Here is a 17,365-nt window from a genome sequence, read left to right as displayed (position 1 = left end):
GATGCATCAAACCCGCCTCATCCAGCCCCTGCCCACGGTGACCTACCGTGGCGCCGGCCTGCCGCGCGGGTATTTCTGTTCGGTCACGCCGCCCTGAGCGGCGACGGATGACGCGCCGGGCGCCCTGCCCGGCTGGCTGTACGTCTGCCTCCGCCCCCGCGGGGGCTCTCCCTTTTCCCTTGACAGCCCCCGGTCTCTCGGCCCGGGCTTTTGCCTCATGTCATTCCAGAAAATCCAGCAGGACTGGTTCGCCAACGTCCGCAACGATGTGCTCGCCGGTCTGGTGGTCGCGCTCGCGCTCATTCCCGAGGCCATCGCCTTTTCCATCATCGCGGGGGTGGACCCGAAGGTGGGCCTGTACGCCTCGTTCTCCATCGCCACCATCATCGCCTTCGCGGGCGGGCGCCCCGGCATGATCTCCGCCGCCACCGGTGCCATGGCGCTGGTGATCGCCTCGCTGGTCAAGGACCACGGCCTGCAGTACCTGCTGGCGGCCACAGTACTCACCGGCGTGCTGCAGGTCATCGCGGGCTGGGTGAAATTGGGTGTGCTGATGCGCTTCGTCTCGCGCTCGGTGGTCACGGGTTTCGTGAACGCGCTGGCCATCCTGATCTTCCTGGCGCAGCTGCCCGAGCTGAACCCGCAGACCGTCGGCGTGACCTGGCATGTGTACGCCATGACGGCCGCCGGCCTGGCCATCATCTACGGCCTGCCGCTCCTCACCAAAGCCGTGCCCTCGCCGCTGGTGACCATCGTGGTGCTGACGGCGTTCTCGATCTGGATGGGCCTGGACATCCGCACCGTGGGCGACATGGGCGAGCTGCCCGACAGTCTGCCGGTGTTCCTGCTCCCCGACGTGCCGCTGAACTGGGACACGCTCCGGATCATCCTGCCCTACGCGCTCACGCTGATGGTGGTGGGCCTGCTCGAATCGCTGATGACCGCGACCATCGTGGACGAGTTCACCGACACGAAGAGCGACAAGAACCGCGAATGCGTGGGCCAGGGCGTGGCCAACATCGCCACCGGCTTCATCGGTGGCATGGCGGGCTGCGCCATGATCGGCCAGAGCGTGATCAACGTGAAGTCGGGCGGGCGCGGGCGCCTGTCCACCCTGGTGGCCGGTGTGGTGCTGCTGATCCTGGTCGTGTTCCTGGGCGACTGGGTGAAGCAGATCCCCATGGCCGCGCTGGTGGCCGTCATGATCATGGTGTCCATCGGCACCTTCAGCTGGGCTTCCATCCGCAACCTGCGCGCGCTCCCCCGGAGCTCCAGCGCGGTGATGATCGCCACCGTGGTGGTGACCGTGGCCACGCACGACCTGGCCAAGGGCGTGCTCACGGGCGTGCTGCTCTCGGGCTTTTTCTTCGCCCACAAGGTGGGGCAGATCCTGAGCGTGCGTTCGCATTCTGATGACGAGGGCCGCAGCCGCAACTACACCATCACCGGCCAGGTGTTCTTCGCCAGCGCCGAACGCTTCGCCAACGGATTCGACTACAAGGAGGTGCTGGACACGGTGCGCATCGACGTCAGCCGCGCGCACTTCTGGGACATCACCGCCATCAGCGCGCTCGACAAGGTGGTGCTGAAGTTCCGCCGCGAGGGCACCGAGGTGGAGGTGATCGGTCTGAACGAAGCCAGCGCCACCATGGTGGACAAATTCGCCGTGCACGACAAGGACGGCGCCGACCTCATCACCGGCCATTGAACAGGAACACCCCATGACACCGCAAGACAACAAAGTGCTGGCCTGCGTGGACCTCTCGCCCTATGCACAACACGTAGCCGACTACGCCGCCTGGGCCGCCGCGCGCATGAGCGCACCACTGGAATTCCTGCACGTGATCGACCGCCACCCGCAGCTCCAGCATGGGCAGGACCACAGCGGCGCCATCGGCGCCAATGCTCAAGAAGTGCTGCTGAGAAACCTGAGCGAAGAAGACGCCGCCCGCACCCGCGCCGAGCGCGAAGCGGCGCGCAGCTTCCTGCAAGGCCTGCGCGAGCGCGCGCTGGCCGCCGGCGCCAGCCCGGTGGACACGCGCCAGCGCCACGGCGATCTGGAAGAAACCCTGAGCGAGCAGCAGGAAGGCGTGCGCCTCTTCGTGCTGGGTCGACGCGGCGCCTCGGCCGACACCACCCAGCGCGAGCTGGGCCGCCACGTGGAATGGACAGTGCGCTCGCTGCAGCGCCCCATCCTCACCGTGACCGACGGCTTCAAGGTGCCCGAGCGCGTGCTGATCGCGTTTGACGGCAGCGCCATCACGCGCAAGGGCGTGGAGATGGTGGCGAGCAGCCCACTGTTCAAAGGCCTGCCGGTGCACGTGCTGATGTCGGGCAAGCCATCTGGCGAGGGGTCGAAGCAGATCGAATGGGCGCGCCAGACGCTGGAGCAGGCCGGCTTCGGCGTGGAGGCCGAGATCGAGCCGGGCGACCCGGAAACCGTGATCGGCCACGCCATCCAGGACAAAGGCATCGACCTGCTGATCATGGGCGCCTACACCCACTCGCCGCTGCGCCAGCTGTTGGCCGGCAGCAAGACCACCGAGCTGCTGCGCGCGGCGCGCGTGCCCACACTGCTGCTGCGCTGAGCCCCCGCGCCCGGCTCCGCTCAGGCGGAAGCCTGGGCCGGCACATAGCGAACCTCGTTGGGCTGCTTCGAGGGCCTGAGTTCGAAGTGGTGTGGAAACTTCTTGAACAGCTTCGTCGACAGCGCGCTCTTGCCCAGCAACTCACCATCGCGCAGCGCCTTGGCCACTTCACCCAGGGGCAGCCAGGCACCGGCTTCGAGGGCCGGTACCGCCACGAGGATGCGCGGCACCGTGAGGGCGTCGGCAGGCGCGGCCGGCTTCGCGGCCGTTTTGCGCGCTGGTTCCTTCGAAGCGGGTGGGGCCACAGGCTCCTCCTTTTTGGCAGCAGCCTTTTTTGCTGGTGCTTTCTTCTCTGTGGGTTTGGCGGCCGGCGCAACCGCAGGCGCGGGTCTGCGGGCCTTCGCGGGCGCTGCCGCTGGTGCAGGCGACGGCGCTGACGTTCGAGCGGACCTCGCAGGTCCGACATACAGCACGCGGTCGTAGGCCGGCACCGCTTCGGGCGCCATCTTGCTCGCCTCGGAGACGCAGACCACCTGGATGCCGCGCTCCCGCAGCCGCACCACCAGCGGCACAAAGTCCGCATCGCCCGAGCCGATGACGATCATGGCCGGCGCGGGCTGCTGGCAGGCGAACGCCATCGCATCGGCGGCGAGCGCGATGTCGGTCGTGTTCTTGCTCAGCGACAGGTTCACGAACGGCCGGATGGCCCAGGTGCGCAGCGTGTCGGCCAGGCCCTTGAGGTTTTCGGCGCTGCCATAGGCCCGCCGCACCGCGAGGCTGCCCTCGGCGGTTTCGAGGGCCTTGAAGGCTTCGTCCACCCAGCCGGGTGAAGACAGGTTGTCGGCATCGATCAGAAAAACCCGCATGTGCTGCTACCTCCTTGTGGAACCTGCAATGTACACAGCCAGGCCCGCATGTCCAGACGAACGCGCACGGCCGCAAAGGGCCGAAAATGCCGGGGTGCTGTTTGAGCACTGTTCCCAGAGGCCCTCCATGTACATCCCCGCCCCGTTCGAAGAAAGCCGCCCCGGTGAACTGCAACGCGTGCTGCGCGAACACCCGCTGGGCGCGCTCATCACGCACGGTCCGAACGGGCTGGACGCCAACCACATTCCGTTTGAACTGGACGCAGCCACCGGCCCGCACGGCACGCTGCGCGCCCACGTGGCGCGCGCCAACCCGGTGTGGCGCGAGGTCCCGGCGGACGGCGCCGACGTGCTGGTGATCTTCCAGGCCAGCGAGGCCTACATCTCGCCCAACTGGTACCCCAGCAAGCCCGAACACCACCGCCACGTGCCGACCTGGAACTACCAGGTGGTGCACGCCCACGGCCGCCTGCGCGTGGTGGACGACGAACGCTTCGTGCGCGGCCTGGTGGCGCGCCTCACGCGCGAGCACGAGCAGCGCGCACAACAGGCCCAGCCCTGGAAGATGGGCGACTCGGCGCCGGATTTCATCAACGGCCTGCTGCAGGCCATCGTCGGCATCGAGATCGAAGTCACCCGCCTGGTGGGCAAATCCAAGCTCGGCCAGAACCGCGAAGAGCGCGACCGGCTGGGCGCAGCGGCGGGGGTGGCGGGGTTGGGGAATCTGGAAGCGGCGGAGGCGATGCGTGGGGCGGGTGCGACGTGAGGTGTGCAGCAGGCGTCGGCCAGCTGCGGCCGTGGCAAGTTGCGAGTGGCGCCTTCGGACGGGAAACCCCTGTTTGATGTCGGGGCCGGAAACCCGGGTGACGGTCGTTGAGGGTTCCGTCTGATCTCAGTGGCCTCAAGCCAGTCCTTGTGCCAGCGCCTCGAACACCACCCGAATCCGCCGCGAAGTGCGCAGTTCGCGGTGGGAGACCAGCCAGATCGGAAAGCGCACCGGCGGCAGGTCTTCGAGCACGCGCACCATGCCCGGGGTGTCGCGGGCGATCTCGTCCATCATGGCGCCGACGCCCATGCCCTGGCGCACCAGCGCCCAGTGCGCCACCGAGTGGTCGGAATAGCTGCTGAAGTTGGCTTCGCTCAGGGGCAGGCCGTGCATGCGCAGGTAGGCCAGGAACTGGCCGGAGCGGTCGGAACCGACGAAGGGCAGGTGGACCGCGTCGTCGGCGGTGCGCGGGTGGCCGTGGATCTTCACCCAGTCTTCGGACGCGTAGAAGCTGGCCGTCGCCTCGCGGATCAGCCGGGCGATCAGGTCCGGCTGCTCGGGCTTGACGTGGCGGATCGCAATGTCCGCCTCGCGCCGCAGCAGGTCGCTCAGCGCATTCGACGAAATCACCTCGATGGCGATGCCCGGTTCCTGCTCGCGCAGTTGCCGCACCAGCGGGGGCAGCAGGTGGGCCGCGACAATGTCGGTGGCCGAGACCGAGACCACGCCGCCCACCGCCTGCGAGCGACCGGTCGCGGCCAGGCTCAGGGCCTGCGCGGCCACACCCATGGCACGCGCGTGTTCCAGCAGGTCCAGCCCGGTGGGGGTGAGCGCCATCGCCTTGCCCACGCGTTCGAACAAGGTCACGCCCATGCGCTGTTCAATCGCGGCCACCTGGCGGCTCAGGGTGGGCTGGGTCAGGCCCAGCTTGCGCGCGGCGGCCGAGAGCGAGCCGGTTTCGGCGGTTTCCAGAAAGGCCCTGAGCTGGTTCCAGTCGATTTTGTCCATGCATGAATGTATATCTCCACTGCAAATTTCCGCGATTCCCTGCGGTGCCATGCATGGATAGCATCCATCCCATGCCGTTTTCCACCACTACCCCGACCACCGACACCACACGCCTGCCACAGGCCGGCGATCCGGCCGCCCGCAAGACCCGCTTCTGGGACCGCGTCGCCCGCAAGTACGCGGCCGACCCGATAGCGGACATGCCGGGTTACGAGGCCACGCTGCGGCGTGTGCAGGGCCTGCTGACCATGAAGCAGGCGGTGCTGGAGATCGGTTGCGGCACCGGCAGCACCGCGCTGCGCCTGGCACCGTTCACCGGGCGGCTGCTGGCCACCGACGTCTCGTCACACATGATTGCCATCGCCCGCGAGAAGCTGGCGGCGCAGCCGGTGCCGCAGCTGAGCTTTGCGGTGGCCGACGCCGACACGCCGATGGCCCGTCCCGGCGAGTACGACGCGGTGCTGGCCTTCAACCTGCTGCATCTGGTGAGCGACCTGGACGGCGCACTGGGTGCGGTGGTGCAGGCCTTGCGGCCGGGCGGCCGTCTGATCTCCAAGACCGCCTGCATCGCCGAGATGAATCCGCTGATTCCCTGGCTGGCGATTCCCCTGATGCGCGCCATCGGCAAGGCGCCCGACGTGCTGTGCTTCGACGCCGAAGCGCTGCAGGCCGCCATGGTCCGCCAGGGCCTGGCGATCGAGGCGGTCGAGCGCCACGGCACCAAGGGCAAGGACATCCGCGTCTTCATCGTGGCCCGCAAGCCGGGCTGAGTTTCCCTACCCCGCACACCGACCCAGGCGAGGCCTCCTTCGCCCTGCCGGCGTGCGTTCGTCCGCGTTTTTTCACACCGACCGACACAGGAGTTTTTTCATGCCACGCCTTCACCCGCTGCACGGCTTTGCCCGCCGCCCCGTCACCTGGCTGATGGTGCTCACCGCCCTGGCCCTGGGCGCCTGCGGCGGGGGCGGCGACGACGCGCCCGACGGTGGCTCCGGCGGCACCGCGCCGTCGGCGTCCATCGAGGCGCTCGAAGGTGACTGGGTGCAGAAGGGCTGCGTGAAGACCGGTGGGCAGTCGTTCAAGAAGATGCTGCGCGCCCGCGTCACCGGCGCGAACACGCTCGACTACCACGAAGGGGTGCTGACCTTCGGCGGCAACGAATGCGCCGGGGTCTCGCGCCTGGCCGGCCCTTCAAAGCTGGGGGCCGTGAGCTTCGACCGGTCCGAGGCGGGCGCGGGCCTGGCCGCGCACTGGGGCGTGTTCCGAACCGTCACCGGCACCCGCTTCGGCGCCATCTGGACGCTGCGCTCGCCGGCCCTGCTGTGCCTGCTGGGCGACGAGATTCCGTCCATCCAGCCCTCGCTGTCGGCGGTGTCGGCCAGCCTGGCCACCGTACCCGCCGACAACTGCTTCGTCCGTTGAACCCCGCGAACCCCATGAAGCCTTTCATGCACCGTGTGACCCACCCAACCCTCGCGCCGCTCGCTGCGGCCCTGCTGCTGGCCAGCGCGTCCGCCCTGGCCGCAGACGCCGGGGAGCGCAAGTTCATCCGCAAGGGCATGGGCGAAGGAGAGGTGGTGCTGAAGATCGGCCAGCCCGACCACGAAGCCTTGCTCCGCGCCGTCAGGGGCCAACCCGAAGAAAAGACCTGGACCTACTTCCCCCACGCCCGGGACCCTCAGACGCTGACCATCGTCCGTTTCCACGCGGGCCGGGTCGCAGAGGTCGAACGCAAGATCGCCCGCTGATGCCGGGCGTGTGTGACTTGAAAGAACGCACATGAAAACGGCCCTCGCCTTCGCCGTGCTGGCGACGTCGATGCGGGTGAACGCGGCCGACCTGCGCGTGACGGTGACGCACGGCCCACCCGGTCCGGGCACGCTCTGCCTGGCGGTGTTCGACAGCGCCGACGCCTTCGCGAACCACCAGGCCGTGTGGTCGCAGAAGGTCGAGATGGTCGAGGGCACCGCGGTGGAGGTGGACGCGGACCGCAGCATCAGCCTTGAACCGAAGTGAAACGAGGAGCCCGCATGAAACGCCGTGAGCTGTTGACCCGGCCACTGCATCGGGACTGCTCCCTGGCTGGCGCCAATAGGGGCGCACGCTGCGGAGCCGGAGAACCGGCAGGCGCAGTTCGCCACATCGCGCGAACCCTGGACGCCGGCGGGCGACTTCCCGCTGACCCAAGCCAGGGTGCGCGGGCGCTGGGCGGCATGGTGTGTGTGGTGGCTTCGTTGGGGTCTGCCGAGATCGGCATGGAGCGCCGCGGCGCCTCAGTCCCGGTCCGGCGCGCCGAGGGGGAAGAACGAACGATACGGTCGCGCCTCTTCCACCGCCCGGGCGAACGACGGGCGGGCCAGCAAGCGCGCGCGGTAGGCGCGCAGCAAGGGGCAGGTCTCGGGAATCCGGTGCACCCAGTCCGCGTAGAACAGCGAGGGCGCGGCAGCACAGTCGGCCAGCGTGAAGTGTTCGCCAGTGGCCCATGCCTTGCCGGCCAGATGGGCTTCGAGCCAGACGTAGGCGCGCTCCAGCCGCTCGCTGGCGATGGCCCGCCCTTTTTCGACCGTCATCGGATAGCGCTGGAGCGCGGTGTCCACCGCCAGCTGCATTGCGCTCATCACGTACAGGTCGAAGTAGCGGTCGAGGAAGCGCACGTCCAGCGCGGCCATCGGGTCGGCGGGCAGCAGGCGCACGGGGCCGGGGTGCGCGAGTTGCAGGTATTCGATGACGAGGCTGGTCTCGGCGATCTGGCGTTCGCCGTCCAGCAGCAGCGGGAACCGGGCGATGGGCCAGCGCCGCAGCCACTCGGCCACGTGCTCCGGCGTGTCCGGCCCGATGCAGCGGAACTCGAAAGGGGTGTCGTTCTCGTAGAGCGCAATGAGCGCCTTCTGGGTGTACGAGGAAAAGGGGTGACCGTAAAGCACGAGCGACATGGCGGAACCTCATGATTCAAACCGCTGGCAGCAGGCAGGCGATGAACTCTACAGGACCTGTCAGCCCTCGGACAGCGCCCCCACCGGTTCGCCCCGACAATGGCCCCGGTGAAATCCCACCACTTCGCCCAACTCGTCGGCCTCTCCGCGCTCTGGGGCGCCTCCTTTCTTTTCCTGCGCATCGCCAGTCCCCTGCTCGGGCCGCTGGTGCTGGCGGGCGGGCGCGTGACGCTCGCGGCGCTGACGCTTTCGGTGATCATGCGCGTGCTCAACCACCGCTGGCCCTGGCAACACTGGCGCGAGCTGCTGGTGCTTGGCTTGCTCTCGGTGGTGGTGCCGTTCCTGCTCTACGCCTGGGCCGCGCTGCGCCTGCCCGCGGGCTACAGCGCGCTGCTCAACACCACCGCGGTGCTGTTCGGCACGCTGTCATCGGCCTGGTTCAAGGAAGACACCCTGACCGCGCGCAAGCTGCTGGGCTGTCTGTGCGGTTTCGTGGGCGTCGGCCTGATCGTGCGGCTCGGGCCGGTGCAGCCCGATGCCCCCACCCTCCTGGCCGCGCTGGCCTGCATCGGGGCCGCCGCCTGCTACGGCATGTCGACCCCGCTCATGAAACGCGCAACGACCCACATGCAGCCGCTGGCCATCGCGGCCGGCATCCATGTCATCTCGCTGGTGCTCGTGCTGCCGGGTGCCGCGCTGGCCTGGCCACAGGCGCGGTTCACGCCCGCCGCGCTGGGCGTGTTGCTGGTGCTGGGCGTGATCACCTCGGGCCTGGCCTACTGGGCGCATCTGCGCATCATCCGCCACGTGTCGCCGGTGGCGGCGATGAGCCCGGTGTTCCTGATCCCGGTCTTCGGCGTCACCTGGGGGCACCTGGTGCTGGGCGAGGTGGTGTCCTCCGGCATCTTCGCCGGCGGTGCGCTGGTGTTGCTGGCAACCGCGCTGGTGACCGGCTTCAACCCGCTGCGCCGCAGTGGTGTGGAAGACCCGATTCCTTGAAAAACCTCATACGGTTTTGCGTTCAAGCGCAGAACAAGGCGGGAGCCGCAGACAGTGCTGTAGCACGGCCAGGCGAACCAACGCAGTCATGCGTTTGAAGGCGAAACCGTTTCAGTCGTCCACGGGCGCGCGGCCCGGCCGGCCCGGAATCATGCTCAGCATGTGGTCGGCCACACCGCCGTCCACCACCAGGTTCTGCCCGGTCACATAGGCCGCGCCCGCGCTGCAGAGCCAGGCCACGGCGGCGCCCACGTCGTCGGGCTGGCCGATGCGGCCCAGCGGCACCAGGGCGACGCGGCGGGCGTGGATGTCGGCGTCCTGGTACATCGCTTCGGTGAGCGGCGTGCGGACCATGCCGGGACATACCGTGTTGACACGGATGCCCTCCCCGGCCCACTCCTGCGCCAGCTGGCGGCACAGCATGATGAGCGCGGCCTTGGCGGCCGAATAGGCGCCGTTGCCGGGGTGCGGGTGCAGGCCCGACATGGACGCAATGGCGGTGACGCTGCCGCGCGTGCGCGCCAGTTGCTCGCGGGCGGCGCGCGCCATCAGCCAGGCCGACCGCGCGTTGAGGTTGAAGGTCAGGTCCCACTGTGCGATCGACAGTTCGGCCAGCTTGCCGGGCCCGGATGCACCGGCGTTGCAGACCAGCGCGGTGAGGTCACCGCCGCTGGCCTGGGCCTTGGCCACCAGCGCGGCGCATTGTGTGGGGTCGGTGATGTCACCGGCCACGCCGGAGGCGCCCACGCCTTTCGCACGCAGTTCGTGCACCAGGGCTTCGAGCTTGTCGCCGTGCTGCGAGGCGGCAGCACTGATGTGCAGGCGCACGCCGTCCTTTCGCGCCTGTTCGATGAGCGCGAAACAGATGCCGCGGCCGATGCCGCCGGTGGCGCCGGTGACGAGCGCGTGCTGGGTGGGGGTCGATGGGGTGTCGGACATGTTCGGACTCCGTGGTGGTCAAACTCTAGGGGGCCGCCGCGCGCTTGTCGATGCGGGGTGAACCCGAACCCCGCCGCAAGCGGACCGTCCGTGTCAGCCGAGCGACGCCTCGGGCGCACCGAGAGCGGACCAGCCACCGTCCACCGGCAGGACCGCGCCGGTGATGTAGCTCGCCGCGGGCGACAGCAGGAACGCGATGGCCTGCGCGATCTCGTCCGACTCGGCCATGCGGCCCAGCGGCGTGCGGCGCGCGATGGCTGCGCCGTCGATCGCGCCTTTGCCGGCGAGTTCGGCCACCAGCGCGGTGGCCACATAGCCCGGCGCCACCGCGTTGATCCGCAGGCCCTGGCGTGCCCATTCCATGGCCATGGCACGCGTCATGCCCACCACGCCGGCCTTGGCGGCGCTGTAGGCATTGCGCGCGGGGATGCCGCCGAGCGCCGCGATGGACGCGAGGTTGACGATGGCACCGCGCTGGCCACGTGCGTCCGCGGGCTGCGCCAGCAACACGCCGGCCACCGCCTGGCTCATGAGGAACTGGCCACGCAGGTGCACCGCCAGCACACGGTCGAAGCCGTCCACCGTCTGCTGCAACGTGGGCACGGACTGGTCACCGATGCCGGCGTTGTTGACCAGGCCGTCGATGCGACCGCACTGCGTCAACACGGCGGACACGGCGGTGTGCACCGCGGCGGCATCGGTCACGTCACAGCCCCGGCCCAGGTGGCCGGTGCCGAGTTCGGCGGCGCGCGCCAGCGTGGCCTCGGCCCGCAGGTCGAGCAGCGCCACGCGCCAGCCCTGCTGCGCCAGGCACTGCGCGGTGGCCCAGCCGATGCCGTCGGCCGCACCGGTGACGATGGCCACGGGGGCGTGCACCACCCCGCCTTCAACCGGCGCGGCGCTCACTGAACGACCCTCCAGCCCGGCATGGGCACGGCGCGGATCAGGCGCGTTTCCTGCGCCGTGATCAGGTGGGCCGAGGCCTGCAGGTAGGCCGGAAAGTCCGGGTGCGTGTCGCGCGCCTGGCAGCGGCGCTCGTAGTCGGCCAGGCTGTCGTAGGCCCAGAGGTGCACGAACTGGTTTTGCGGGCCCACCAGGCTGGTGTAGAAGCCGACAGGGTGGCCCAGGGTCTGCATCAGGAGGGGCATGGCGAGGCGGTTGAAGACCTCCAGGAACTCGGGCATCTTGCGCAGCGCGATGGTGTAGATGCGGTGGTCCACGAACGGCTTGCCCAGGCTGCTCACGCTGCTGATCGGCCATGGCACAGGTGTGGTGACGGCGTTCATGCGGCTGCTCCGGCGCGGTCGGCGATGTGGTTGCCGGTGACGAAGCCAAAGGTCATGTTCGGTCCGTGCGTGATGCCGGCGCCGGGGTAGTTGCCGCCCATGATGCTGGCGCGGTCGTTGCCCACGGCGTAGAGGCCGGCTATTGGCCTGCCGTCGCGTTTGAGTACTTCGCCGACCACGCTGGTCTGGATGCCGTCGAAGGTGCCGAGGTCGCCCATGATGAGCTTGACCGCATAGAACGGCCCGGTCTGCACTGGCGCCACACAGGGGTTGGGCTGGTTGGCCGGGTCGGCCAGGTAGCGGTTGAAGCTGGTGCGGCCGCGGCCGAAGGCCGGGTCTTCGCCCTTCACGGCGCCCACGTTGTACTCGCGCACGGTCTGCTCCAGGCCAGCCGGATCGATACCGGCGTTCTTCGCGAGTTCGGCGAGCGTGTTGCCTTTGAGCAGGTAGCCGTTGCGCAGGAACTTGCCAATGGGCATGGGCGCGGGCTTCACGAAGCCGATGCCGTACTTGGCCAGCGTCGCCTTGTCACAGACCAGCCACATCGCGGTTTCTTGCTGGCCTTCGCAGGCGCGCACCATCGCGGCGCCGACGTCGTGGTACGAGTCGGACTCGTTGGTGAAACGTCTGCCGTTGGCCAGCACGCCGATGATGCCGGGCTTGTAACGGTCCAGCAGGTGCGGGAACACACCGGTCTCGCCCTGGCCGTAGTCCACCCGCGAGACCGGCATCCAGGCCGCAGCGTCCTTGAAACGGATGTCCACCACAGCGCCGAGCTGCTCGGCCATGTTCACGCCGTCGCCGGTGTTGCTGACGGGTGTGGGCGAGAGGTGCTGGTGGCCGCGCTTCACATGCGGGTAGGCCTGTGCCAGGCGCTTGACGTCGTGTGGGAAGCCACCGCAGGCCAGCACCACGCCGTGGCGCGCGCTCAGCACCCCCTGCCCGGTGCGCACGCCCACGGCGCGGTCACCGTCCATCTCGATGCCCTGGGCCGGCGTGCTGGTGAGGATGGGAATGCCCAGGTCCAGCGCCGACTTGGCGAGCCGTGCCGCCAGGGCGTTGCCACTGGTCACGTTGATGCCCCGGCGGTAGAGCGCGAGTTCTTTCAGGTGCGTGGCCAGGCGTTTCGCGACGTAGATGAAGGAGGTGAGCGATTTCGTGGCCTGGAAGAAATGCTTCAGGTCGGCGTTCGACGAGTTGAACATCATGCCGATGAAGGTGATGGTCTTGAGCGGTGGCTTCAGGCGCGCCATGTCCTTGCCGAGTTCGCGGATGTCAAAGGGCTTGGCCAGGATGGAGCGGCCGATGTCCACGCCGCCGGGCACGTCGGGGTGGTAGTCCGGGTAGAGCGTGGGCACGAACTGCATCGCCGTCTCGCGCTCGAAGAACTGAACCATCTTCGGTCCGTTGTCGAGGAACGCCGACACCGCCGCCTCGTCGTAGTAGGCGCCGGTTTCTTCCATCATGTAGCGGCGCACGGCCTCGCGCGTGTCGGCCGGATTCTGCTGGCGGCCGTGCGGCCCGAGCGGGATCCAGAGCACGCCGCCCGAGAGCGCGGTGGTGCCGCCGAACACGGGTTCTTTCTCCAGCACCACGACGTCCAGCCCGCGTTTTTTCGCGGTGATGGCGGTGGCCAGGCCGGCGGCGCCGGAGCCCACCACGATCAGGTCGTATTCGTTTTTCATGGGTGTCTCCTCAAGAGGTTTTGGGCCGCCGCGCCGTGCCGCCCCAAGCAAGGCCGCGCCCCTCGGGGGCAGCGACCCGCGCAGCGGCGGAGCGTGGGGTCATTGGTTGAATCCAGGGCGCGGCACCATGTCCATCAACATGGACGACATGCCGCCATCGACGGCGAGCTCCGCGCCGTTCATGTAGCCCGAGCGTGGGCTGGTGAGGAACAGCGCCACATCGGCGATGTCCTGCGGTTCGCCGATGCGGCGGCTGGCCGTGACCTGGGCGCGCTTTTCTTCAAAACCCGGCTCTTCGTAGAACTTGGCCGACAAGGCGGTGCGGATCATGCCGGGGCAGATGGCGTTGCTGCGGATGCCCAGCGGGCCCCACTCGGCCGCCATCTGGCGCGACATCAGCAGCACGCCGGCCTTGCCCGCGCTGTAGGCACCGCTGTGCGACTGCGGGAAGTTGGCCGAGATCGAAGCCACATGCACCAGCGCACCGTGTGTGCGCTCCAGCTGCGGCTTGAAGGCGCGCGAGCACAGCAGGTAGCCGGTGAGGTTGACGCCGAGCACGGCGTTCCAGTCATCGAGACTCACGCTGTCCAGGCTGCCCGGGCGCAGCAGACCGGCGTTGTTGACCAGGGCGGTGCAGTCGCCCAGTCCGGCCTGCACTTTCGCGGCCGCGGCGAGCGTCTGCGCCTCGCTCGATATGTCGCAACCCACGGCCAGGGTGCGCGCGCCTTGTGCGGCGAGTTCGGTGGCCAGGGTCTCGCAACCCGCGAGATCGCGGTCGAGCAGGGCCACGTGCGCGCCGGCCGCGGCGAGCTGGCGCGCCACCGAGGCGCCGATGCCGCTGGCCGCGCCGGTGACGGCGCAAACCCGGCCTTCGAGACCCAGCCAGTGGCCCGCGGCAGGGAGGGAGGATGCCGACATGTCTGTCTCCTTGTTCTGAGGAGGTTCATTGTTCCCGCGCAAGGTGGACGCGGGTTTGACGATTCCAGCCAGCAACAGGACAATTCGTGCACAACCCGGGAGACACGGCCCATGGCCAAAACGATACCGAACTACGACCTGTACGGCGACCAGGCCTCGCCCGCCTGGTCGAATTCGTTCAGCTTTGAATGGATACCCCAGCGCTCGAAACCCTACCAGTGGGAGATCCAGGTGCACCGCCACGACGCCTTCGTGCAGCTGCTCTACCTGAGCGCGGGGTTTGCCGAGGTCACGGTCAACAACGCCCGCATCCGCGCCGATGCGCCCTGCTTCATCGTGATCCCCGCCGGCGCGGCGCACGGCTTCAGCTTCTCGCCGCAGGTGGACGGCCCGGTGATCACCGCCACGCAGAAGGTGCTGGAGTCGATGGCCACGCTGCTGATGCCGGAGTTGCTGGCGGTGATCCGCACGCCGCGCGTGCTCCCGCTGCCGGGCGACAACCGCCACGTGGATTCGCTGATGCCACTGTTCCTGGCGCTGGAGCGCGAGTCGCGCATCCACGCCAGCGGGCAGACGGCCGCCGGCATGTCGCTGCTGACCGCGCTGCTGGTGCAGGTGGCGCGCATTGCCGGCGCGCCCGATGCGGGCACGCGCGCCGAGCCGGCGGCGGGCTCGCGCAAGAACCGGCAGATCGAGCAGTTCAAGACCCTGCTCGACCAGCACTTCTGCGCGCACTGGCCGGTGCAGAACTACGCCGAGGCCCTGGGCCTCACAGCCGGCCAGCTCTCGCGCATCTGCCGCGAGGTGCTGGGCATGTCGAGCCTGGACGTGATCAACGCGCGGCTGCTGTACGAGGCGCAGCGCGATCTGGTCTACACCAGCAGCAGCATCAAGCAGCTGGCGGGCGAACTCGGTTTTGAAGACGACGCCTACTTCAGCCGCTTCTTCAAGCGCCACACCGGCCTGAGCCCGCGCGAGTTCCGGGCACAGGCGCTGGCGCAGTTGGCCGGAGCGCCTTCACAGAACTGAACACAGACCTGGGCGGACGCTGAGAAACCGCACGCCATCGAATGCGAGAAAAAACCCCGGTGCCGCAAGGCCCGGGGTTTTCACAGGGAGCTTCTGCGTGTTCAGGCTGTCCTGACAGCACCCTTGTTGCGCCAGCGCTGGTAGGGACCGGTCTGGCTGACGATGGTGAAGGCCAGCGCAGCCAGGATGACGGCCGAGAGCGGCGTGGTGAAGAACTCGGTGAAGAACAGGCCCACGTCTTCGCCGGTCGCGAGCATCGCCTGGCGGTAGCTGCGGTCCATCAGCGGGCCGAGGATCATGCCCAGAATGACCGGACCCACAGCGAAACCGTACATCTTCAGGAAGTAGCCAAACAGGCCAAAGCCCAGCATCCAGTACACGTCCACCGGATTGTTGTTGATCGAGTACGCACCCACGGCGGAAAGCACCAGGATCAGCGGCAACAGCACCGGCTTGGGTGTCTCGACGAGCTTGGCGAAAATCTTGATGCCCGTCAGACCGAACACCAGCAGGAACAGGTTGGCCAGCGTGAGCGAGCCGACGATGAACCAGAACAGGTCGGGCGTTTCGGTCATCAGCAGCGGGCCGGGTTTGAGGCCGTGGATGTAGAGCGCACCGATGATCACGGCCGTGACCGCGTCACCCGGAATGCCCAGCGTCAGCATGGGCACGTAGGCACCGCCCACCGACGCGTTGTTGGCCGACTCGGGCGCCACCAGGCCTTCGTAGGCACCGGTACCGAACGGACGCGAGGGGTTCTTCACCGAGCGCTTGGCGTGGTCGTAGGCCATGAGCGAAGCGATGTCACCGCCCGCGCCGGGCAAGGCGCCCACCACCACGCCAATGGCGGAGGTGCGGGTGGCCAGCGGCAGGTGTTTGCGCACCAGCGCCCACGACGGGATGATCTTGCTCACGTTCTGCTTGACCGCCTTGATCTTGAGCTCATGCAGCTGCGCGATCACCTCGGCCACGCCGAAGAAGCCGATCATGGCGGCGATGTAGGAGATGCCCGCCGACATCTGCAGGCTGCCGAAGGTCAGGCGCTGTTCACCCGTCATCGGGTCGAGGCCCACGCACGAAATCAGCGCGCCCAGGGCACCGGCAAAGATGCCTTTGGAGAGCGATTCGCCCGAGAGGCTGCCCACCAGCAGAATGCCCCAGATCGCCAGCAGAAGGTACTCGCGCGGGCCGAACTTCAACGCCAGGGTGGACACCGCGGGGGCCGCCACGGCCAGCGCCAGGATGCCGATGAAACCACCGTAGACGGAGACCACCGTGGTCAGGCCGATCGCCTGCCCGGCCTCGCCGCGTTTGGCCAGTGGATAGCCGTCGAGCGCCGTGGCAATGGCCGCCGGTGCGCCGGGGATGTTCAGCAGGATGGCGCTGCGCGAACCGCCGTACACACCGCCGAGGTAGATGCCCGAGATCAGGGCCAGCGCGTGGTGCACGTCCCACTTGAAGGTGAACGAGATCAGGATGGACACCGCCATCGTCACCGACAGGCCGGGGATGGCGCCGATGTAGATGCCGGCGAAGGTGCCCGCCGCGGTCAGGAACAGCATCTGCCAGTCCAGCCAGGACGACAGGAAATAGCCCAGTGCTTCGGTCATTTCAGGAACTCCGGCAGGAGGGGGCCGACAAGCGAACCGGCCGGCAGCACCACCGAGAAGGCGGTGCGGAAGACGATGAAAATGCCCACCAGCACCGCGGCGCTGATGAACAGGTTGAGCAGCACGCGGCGGCTGCCCAGCAGGTACATGGACGCCGTCAGGAAGATGTACGAGGCGATCAGGAAACCGATGTACTCCATGCCCAGCATGTACAGGAAGATCAGCGCGGTGAAGGCGATCAGTTGCACCGGCGTGACCTTGCGGCCGAACTGCTGCAGCCAGGTCTCACCGTTCTCCAGGTTGAGCTTGGCGCGCGCGGTCTTCACCGCGTTGATCAGGCCGGTGACCAGCATGGCGAAGGCACAGACCATGGGGAAACTGCCCGGCGCGGCCAGCGAGTCGAAACTGGAAATCTCGTAAGACGTCCACAGCAGGAAAACACTGACCAGAACGAGCAGCGCCATGAAGGTCAGCTCGCCGGCCAGTCGGGGGTGACTGGTGTGCATGGAAAGTCTCCTCAAACGGAAAAAGCAGATGCGCCCCAGGCGAACATCTCAACAATTGCTGGCGCCGCAGCGCCACCGGAGTGGCATGAATCAGCTCAACACAGGGCACCGCCGGGTCGCGAAAATCGAGAGAAGGAGGGGGAGCCCCTCCCCCCCCAGGGCACCGCCGGGCCGGCTTTGCCGGACGGCCAGTGCCGCCCCCTTGAGGGGGTCGCGCGCAGCGCGGCGGGGG

Annotated in this window: 19 protein-coding genes; 9 read left to right on the top strand and 10 right to left on the bottom strand. The window is 68.2% G+C overall.

The window, feature by feature from the left end:
* Positions 1-217 precede the first annotated feature (217 nt).
* The gene (locus ACN5W5_RS02245; protein ID WP_420046971.1) at positions 218-1,708 is read left to right on the top strand and encodes a SulP family inorganic anion transporter; all 1,491 of its coding nucleotides are present in this window, start codon (positions 218-220) and stop codon (positions 1,706-1,708) included.
* 13 nt (positions 1,709-1,721) lie between these two features.
* Positions 1,722-2,588, top strand: a complete 867-nt coding sequence (locus tag ACN5W5_RS02240; protein ID WP_420046970.1) for a universal stress protein — start codon at positions 1,722-1,724, stop codon at positions 2,586-2,588.
* Positions 2,589-2,608: 20 nt separating this feature from the next.
* Here ACN5W5_RS02240 and ACN5W5_RS02235 read toward each other — a convergent pair whose 3' ends face one another.
* On the bottom strand, positions 2,609-3,454 hold the full coding sequence (locus ACN5W5_RS02235) for an NYN domain-containing protein (protein WP_420046969.1): 846 nt from the start codon (positions 3,452-3,454) through the stop codon (positions 2,609-2,611).
* Between the two features lie 127 nt (positions 3,455-3,581).
* Between ACN5W5_RS02235 and ACN5W5_RS02230 the strand changes: the two genes are divergently transcribed.
* Positions 3,582-4,220 carry an FMN-binding negative transcriptional regulator gene (locus ACN5W5_RS02230; protein WP_420046968.1) on the top strand — a complete coding sequence of 213 codons (639 nt, stop codon included), beginning with the start codon at positions 3,582-3,584 and terminating at the stop codon, positions 4,218-4,220.
* A gap of 135 nt (positions 4,221-4,355) precedes the next feature.
* Here the strand turns inward: ACN5W5_RS02230 and ACN5W5_RS02225 are convergent, their stop codons facing one another.
* Positions 4,356-5,228 carry a LysR family transcriptional regulator gene (locus tag ACN5W5_RS02225; protein WP_420046967.1) on the bottom strand — a complete coding sequence of 291 codons (873 nt, stop codon included), beginning with the start codon at positions 5,226-5,228 and terminating at the stop codon, positions 4,356-4,358.
* Positions 5,229-5,281: 53 nt separating this feature from the next.
* Between ACN5W5_RS02225 and ACN5W5_RS02220 the strand changes: the two genes are divergently transcribed.
* The 4 genes from ACN5W5_RS02220 (at position 5,282) to ACN5W5_RS02205 (ending at position 7,244) form a co-directional block, all read left to right on the top strand.
* On the top strand, positions 5,282-5,998 hold the full coding sequence (locus tag ACN5W5_RS02220; protein ID WP_420046966.1) for a class I SAM-dependent methyltransferase: 717 nt from the start codon (positions 5,282-5,284) through the stop codon (positions 5,996-5,998).
* A 100-nt stretch (positions 5,999-6,098) separates the two neighbouring features.
* A complete protein-coding gene (locus tag ACN5W5_RS02215) occupies positions 6,099-6,650 on the top strand; it encodes a hypothetical protein (protein ID WP_420046965.1) in 552 nt (183 codons plus the stop codon).
* A gap of 26 nt (positions 6,651-6,676) precedes the next feature.
* Entirely contained in the window at positions 6,677-6,976 is a 300-nt protein-coding gene (locus ACN5W5_RS02210; protein WP_420046964.1) for a hypothetical protein, read from the top strand.
* A gap of 31 nt (positions 6,977-7,007) precedes the next feature.
* On the top strand, positions 7,008-7,244 hold the full coding sequence (locus tag ACN5W5_RS02205; RefSeq protein WP_420046963.1) for a hypothetical protein: 237 nt from the start codon (positions 7,008-7,010) through the stop codon (positions 7,242-7,244).
* A gap of 257 nt (positions 7,245-7,501) precedes the next feature.
* Here ACN5W5_RS02205 and ACN5W5_RS02200 read toward each other — a convergent pair whose 3' ends face one another.
* Positions 7,502-8,161, bottom strand: coding sequence for a glutathione S-transferase family protein (locus ACN5W5_RS02200; protein ID WP_420046962.1), 660 nt, complete (start codon positions 8,159-8,161; stop codon positions 7,502-7,504).
* Between the two features lie 99 nt (positions 8,162-8,260).
* Here ACN5W5_RS02200 and ACN5W5_RS02195 point away from each other — a divergent pair, with 99 nt between their 5' ends.
* Complete coding sequence (locus ACN5W5_RS02195) at positions 8,261-9,160, top strand: DMT family transporter (RefSeq protein WP_420046961.1); 900 nt, start codon at positions 8,261-8,263, stop codon at positions 9,158-9,160.
* A 111-nt stretch (positions 9,161-9,271) separates the two neighbouring features.
* Here the strand turns inward: ACN5W5_RS02195 and ACN5W5_RS02190 are convergent, their stop codons facing one another.
* The 5 genes from ACN5W5_RS02190 to ACN5W5_RS02170 all read right to left on the bottom strand — a co-directional run bounded on the left by ACN5W5_RS02190 (position 9,272) and on the right by ACN5W5_RS02170 (position 13,988).
* Complete coding sequence (locus tag ACN5W5_RS02190; RefSeq protein ID WP_420046960.1) at positions 9,272-10,099, bottom strand: SDR family NAD(P)-dependent oxidoreductase; 828 nt, start codon at positions 10,097-10,099, stop codon at positions 9,272-9,274.
* A gap of 93 nt (positions 10,100-10,192) precedes the next feature.
* Positions 10,193-11,005 carry an SDR family NAD(P)-dependent oxidoreductase gene (locus ACN5W5_RS02185; protein ID WP_420046959.1) on the bottom strand — a complete coding sequence of 271 codons (813 nt, stop codon included), beginning with the start codon at positions 11,003-11,005 and terminating at the stop codon, positions 10,193-10,195.
* Positions 11,002-11,385, bottom strand: coding sequence for an NIPSNAP family protein (locus ACN5W5_RS02180; protein ID WP_420046958.1), 384 nt, complete (start codon positions 11,383-11,385; stop codon positions 11,002-11,004). Before ACN5W5_RS02180 ends, ACN5W5_RS02185 begins: the two co-directional genes overlap by 4 nt.
* A complete protein-coding gene (locus ACN5W5_RS02175) occupies positions 11,382-13,070 on the bottom strand; it encodes an FAD-dependent oxidoreductase (protein WP_420046957.1) in 1,689 nt (562 codons plus the stop codon). The genes ACN5W5_RS02180 and ACN5W5_RS02175 overlap by 4 nt, the downstream gene beginning before the upstream one ends.
* 99 nt (positions 13,071-13,169) lie before the next feature.
* Complete coding sequence (locus tag ACN5W5_RS02170) at positions 13,170-13,988, bottom strand: SDR family NAD(P)-dependent oxidoreductase (protein ID WP_420046956.1); 819 nt, start codon at positions 13,986-13,988, stop codon at positions 13,170-13,172.
* A 111-nt stretch (positions 13,989-14,099) separates the two neighbouring features.
* Here ACN5W5_RS02170 and ACN5W5_RS02165 point away from each other — a divergent pair, with 111 nt between their 5' ends.
* Positions 14,100-15,017: a helix-turn-helix domain-containing protein gene (locus tag ACN5W5_RS02165; RefSeq protein WP_420046955.1), complete on the top strand. Its 918-nt coding sequence runs from the start codon at positions 14,100-14,102 to the stop codon at positions 15,015-15,017.
* 101 nt (positions 15,018-15,118) lie between these two features.
* Here the strand turns inward: ACN5W5_RS02165 and ACN5W5_RS02160 are convergent, their stop codons facing one another.
* Together ACN5W5_RS02160 and ACN5W5_RS02155 are read right to left on the bottom strand one after the other, a co-directional pair.
* Entirely contained in the window at positions 15,119-16,627 is a 1,509-nt protein-coding gene (locus ACN5W5_RS02160) for a tripartite tricarboxylate transporter permease (protein ID WP_420046954.1), read from the bottom strand.
* Positions 16,624-17,133 carry a tripartite tricarboxylate transporter TctB family protein gene (locus ACN5W5_RS02155; protein WP_420046953.1) on the bottom strand — a complete coding sequence of 170 codons (510 nt, stop codon included), beginning with the start codon at positions 17,131-17,133 and terminating at the stop codon, positions 16,624-16,626. The genes ACN5W5_RS02160 and ACN5W5_RS02155 overlap by 4 nt, the downstream gene beginning before the upstream one ends.
* Between the last annotated feature and the right edge of the window lie 232 nt (positions 17,134-17,365).

This window comes from Hydrogenophaga sp. ZJX-1 (genome assembly GCF_048590325.1).
Classification (GTDB): Bacteria; Pseudomonadota; Gammaproteobacteria; order Burkholderiales; family Burkholderiaceae_C; genus Hydrogenophaga.
Note: the sequence above shows the minus strand (reverse complement) of the source record. Positions and strands in the feature narration are given on the sequence as shown.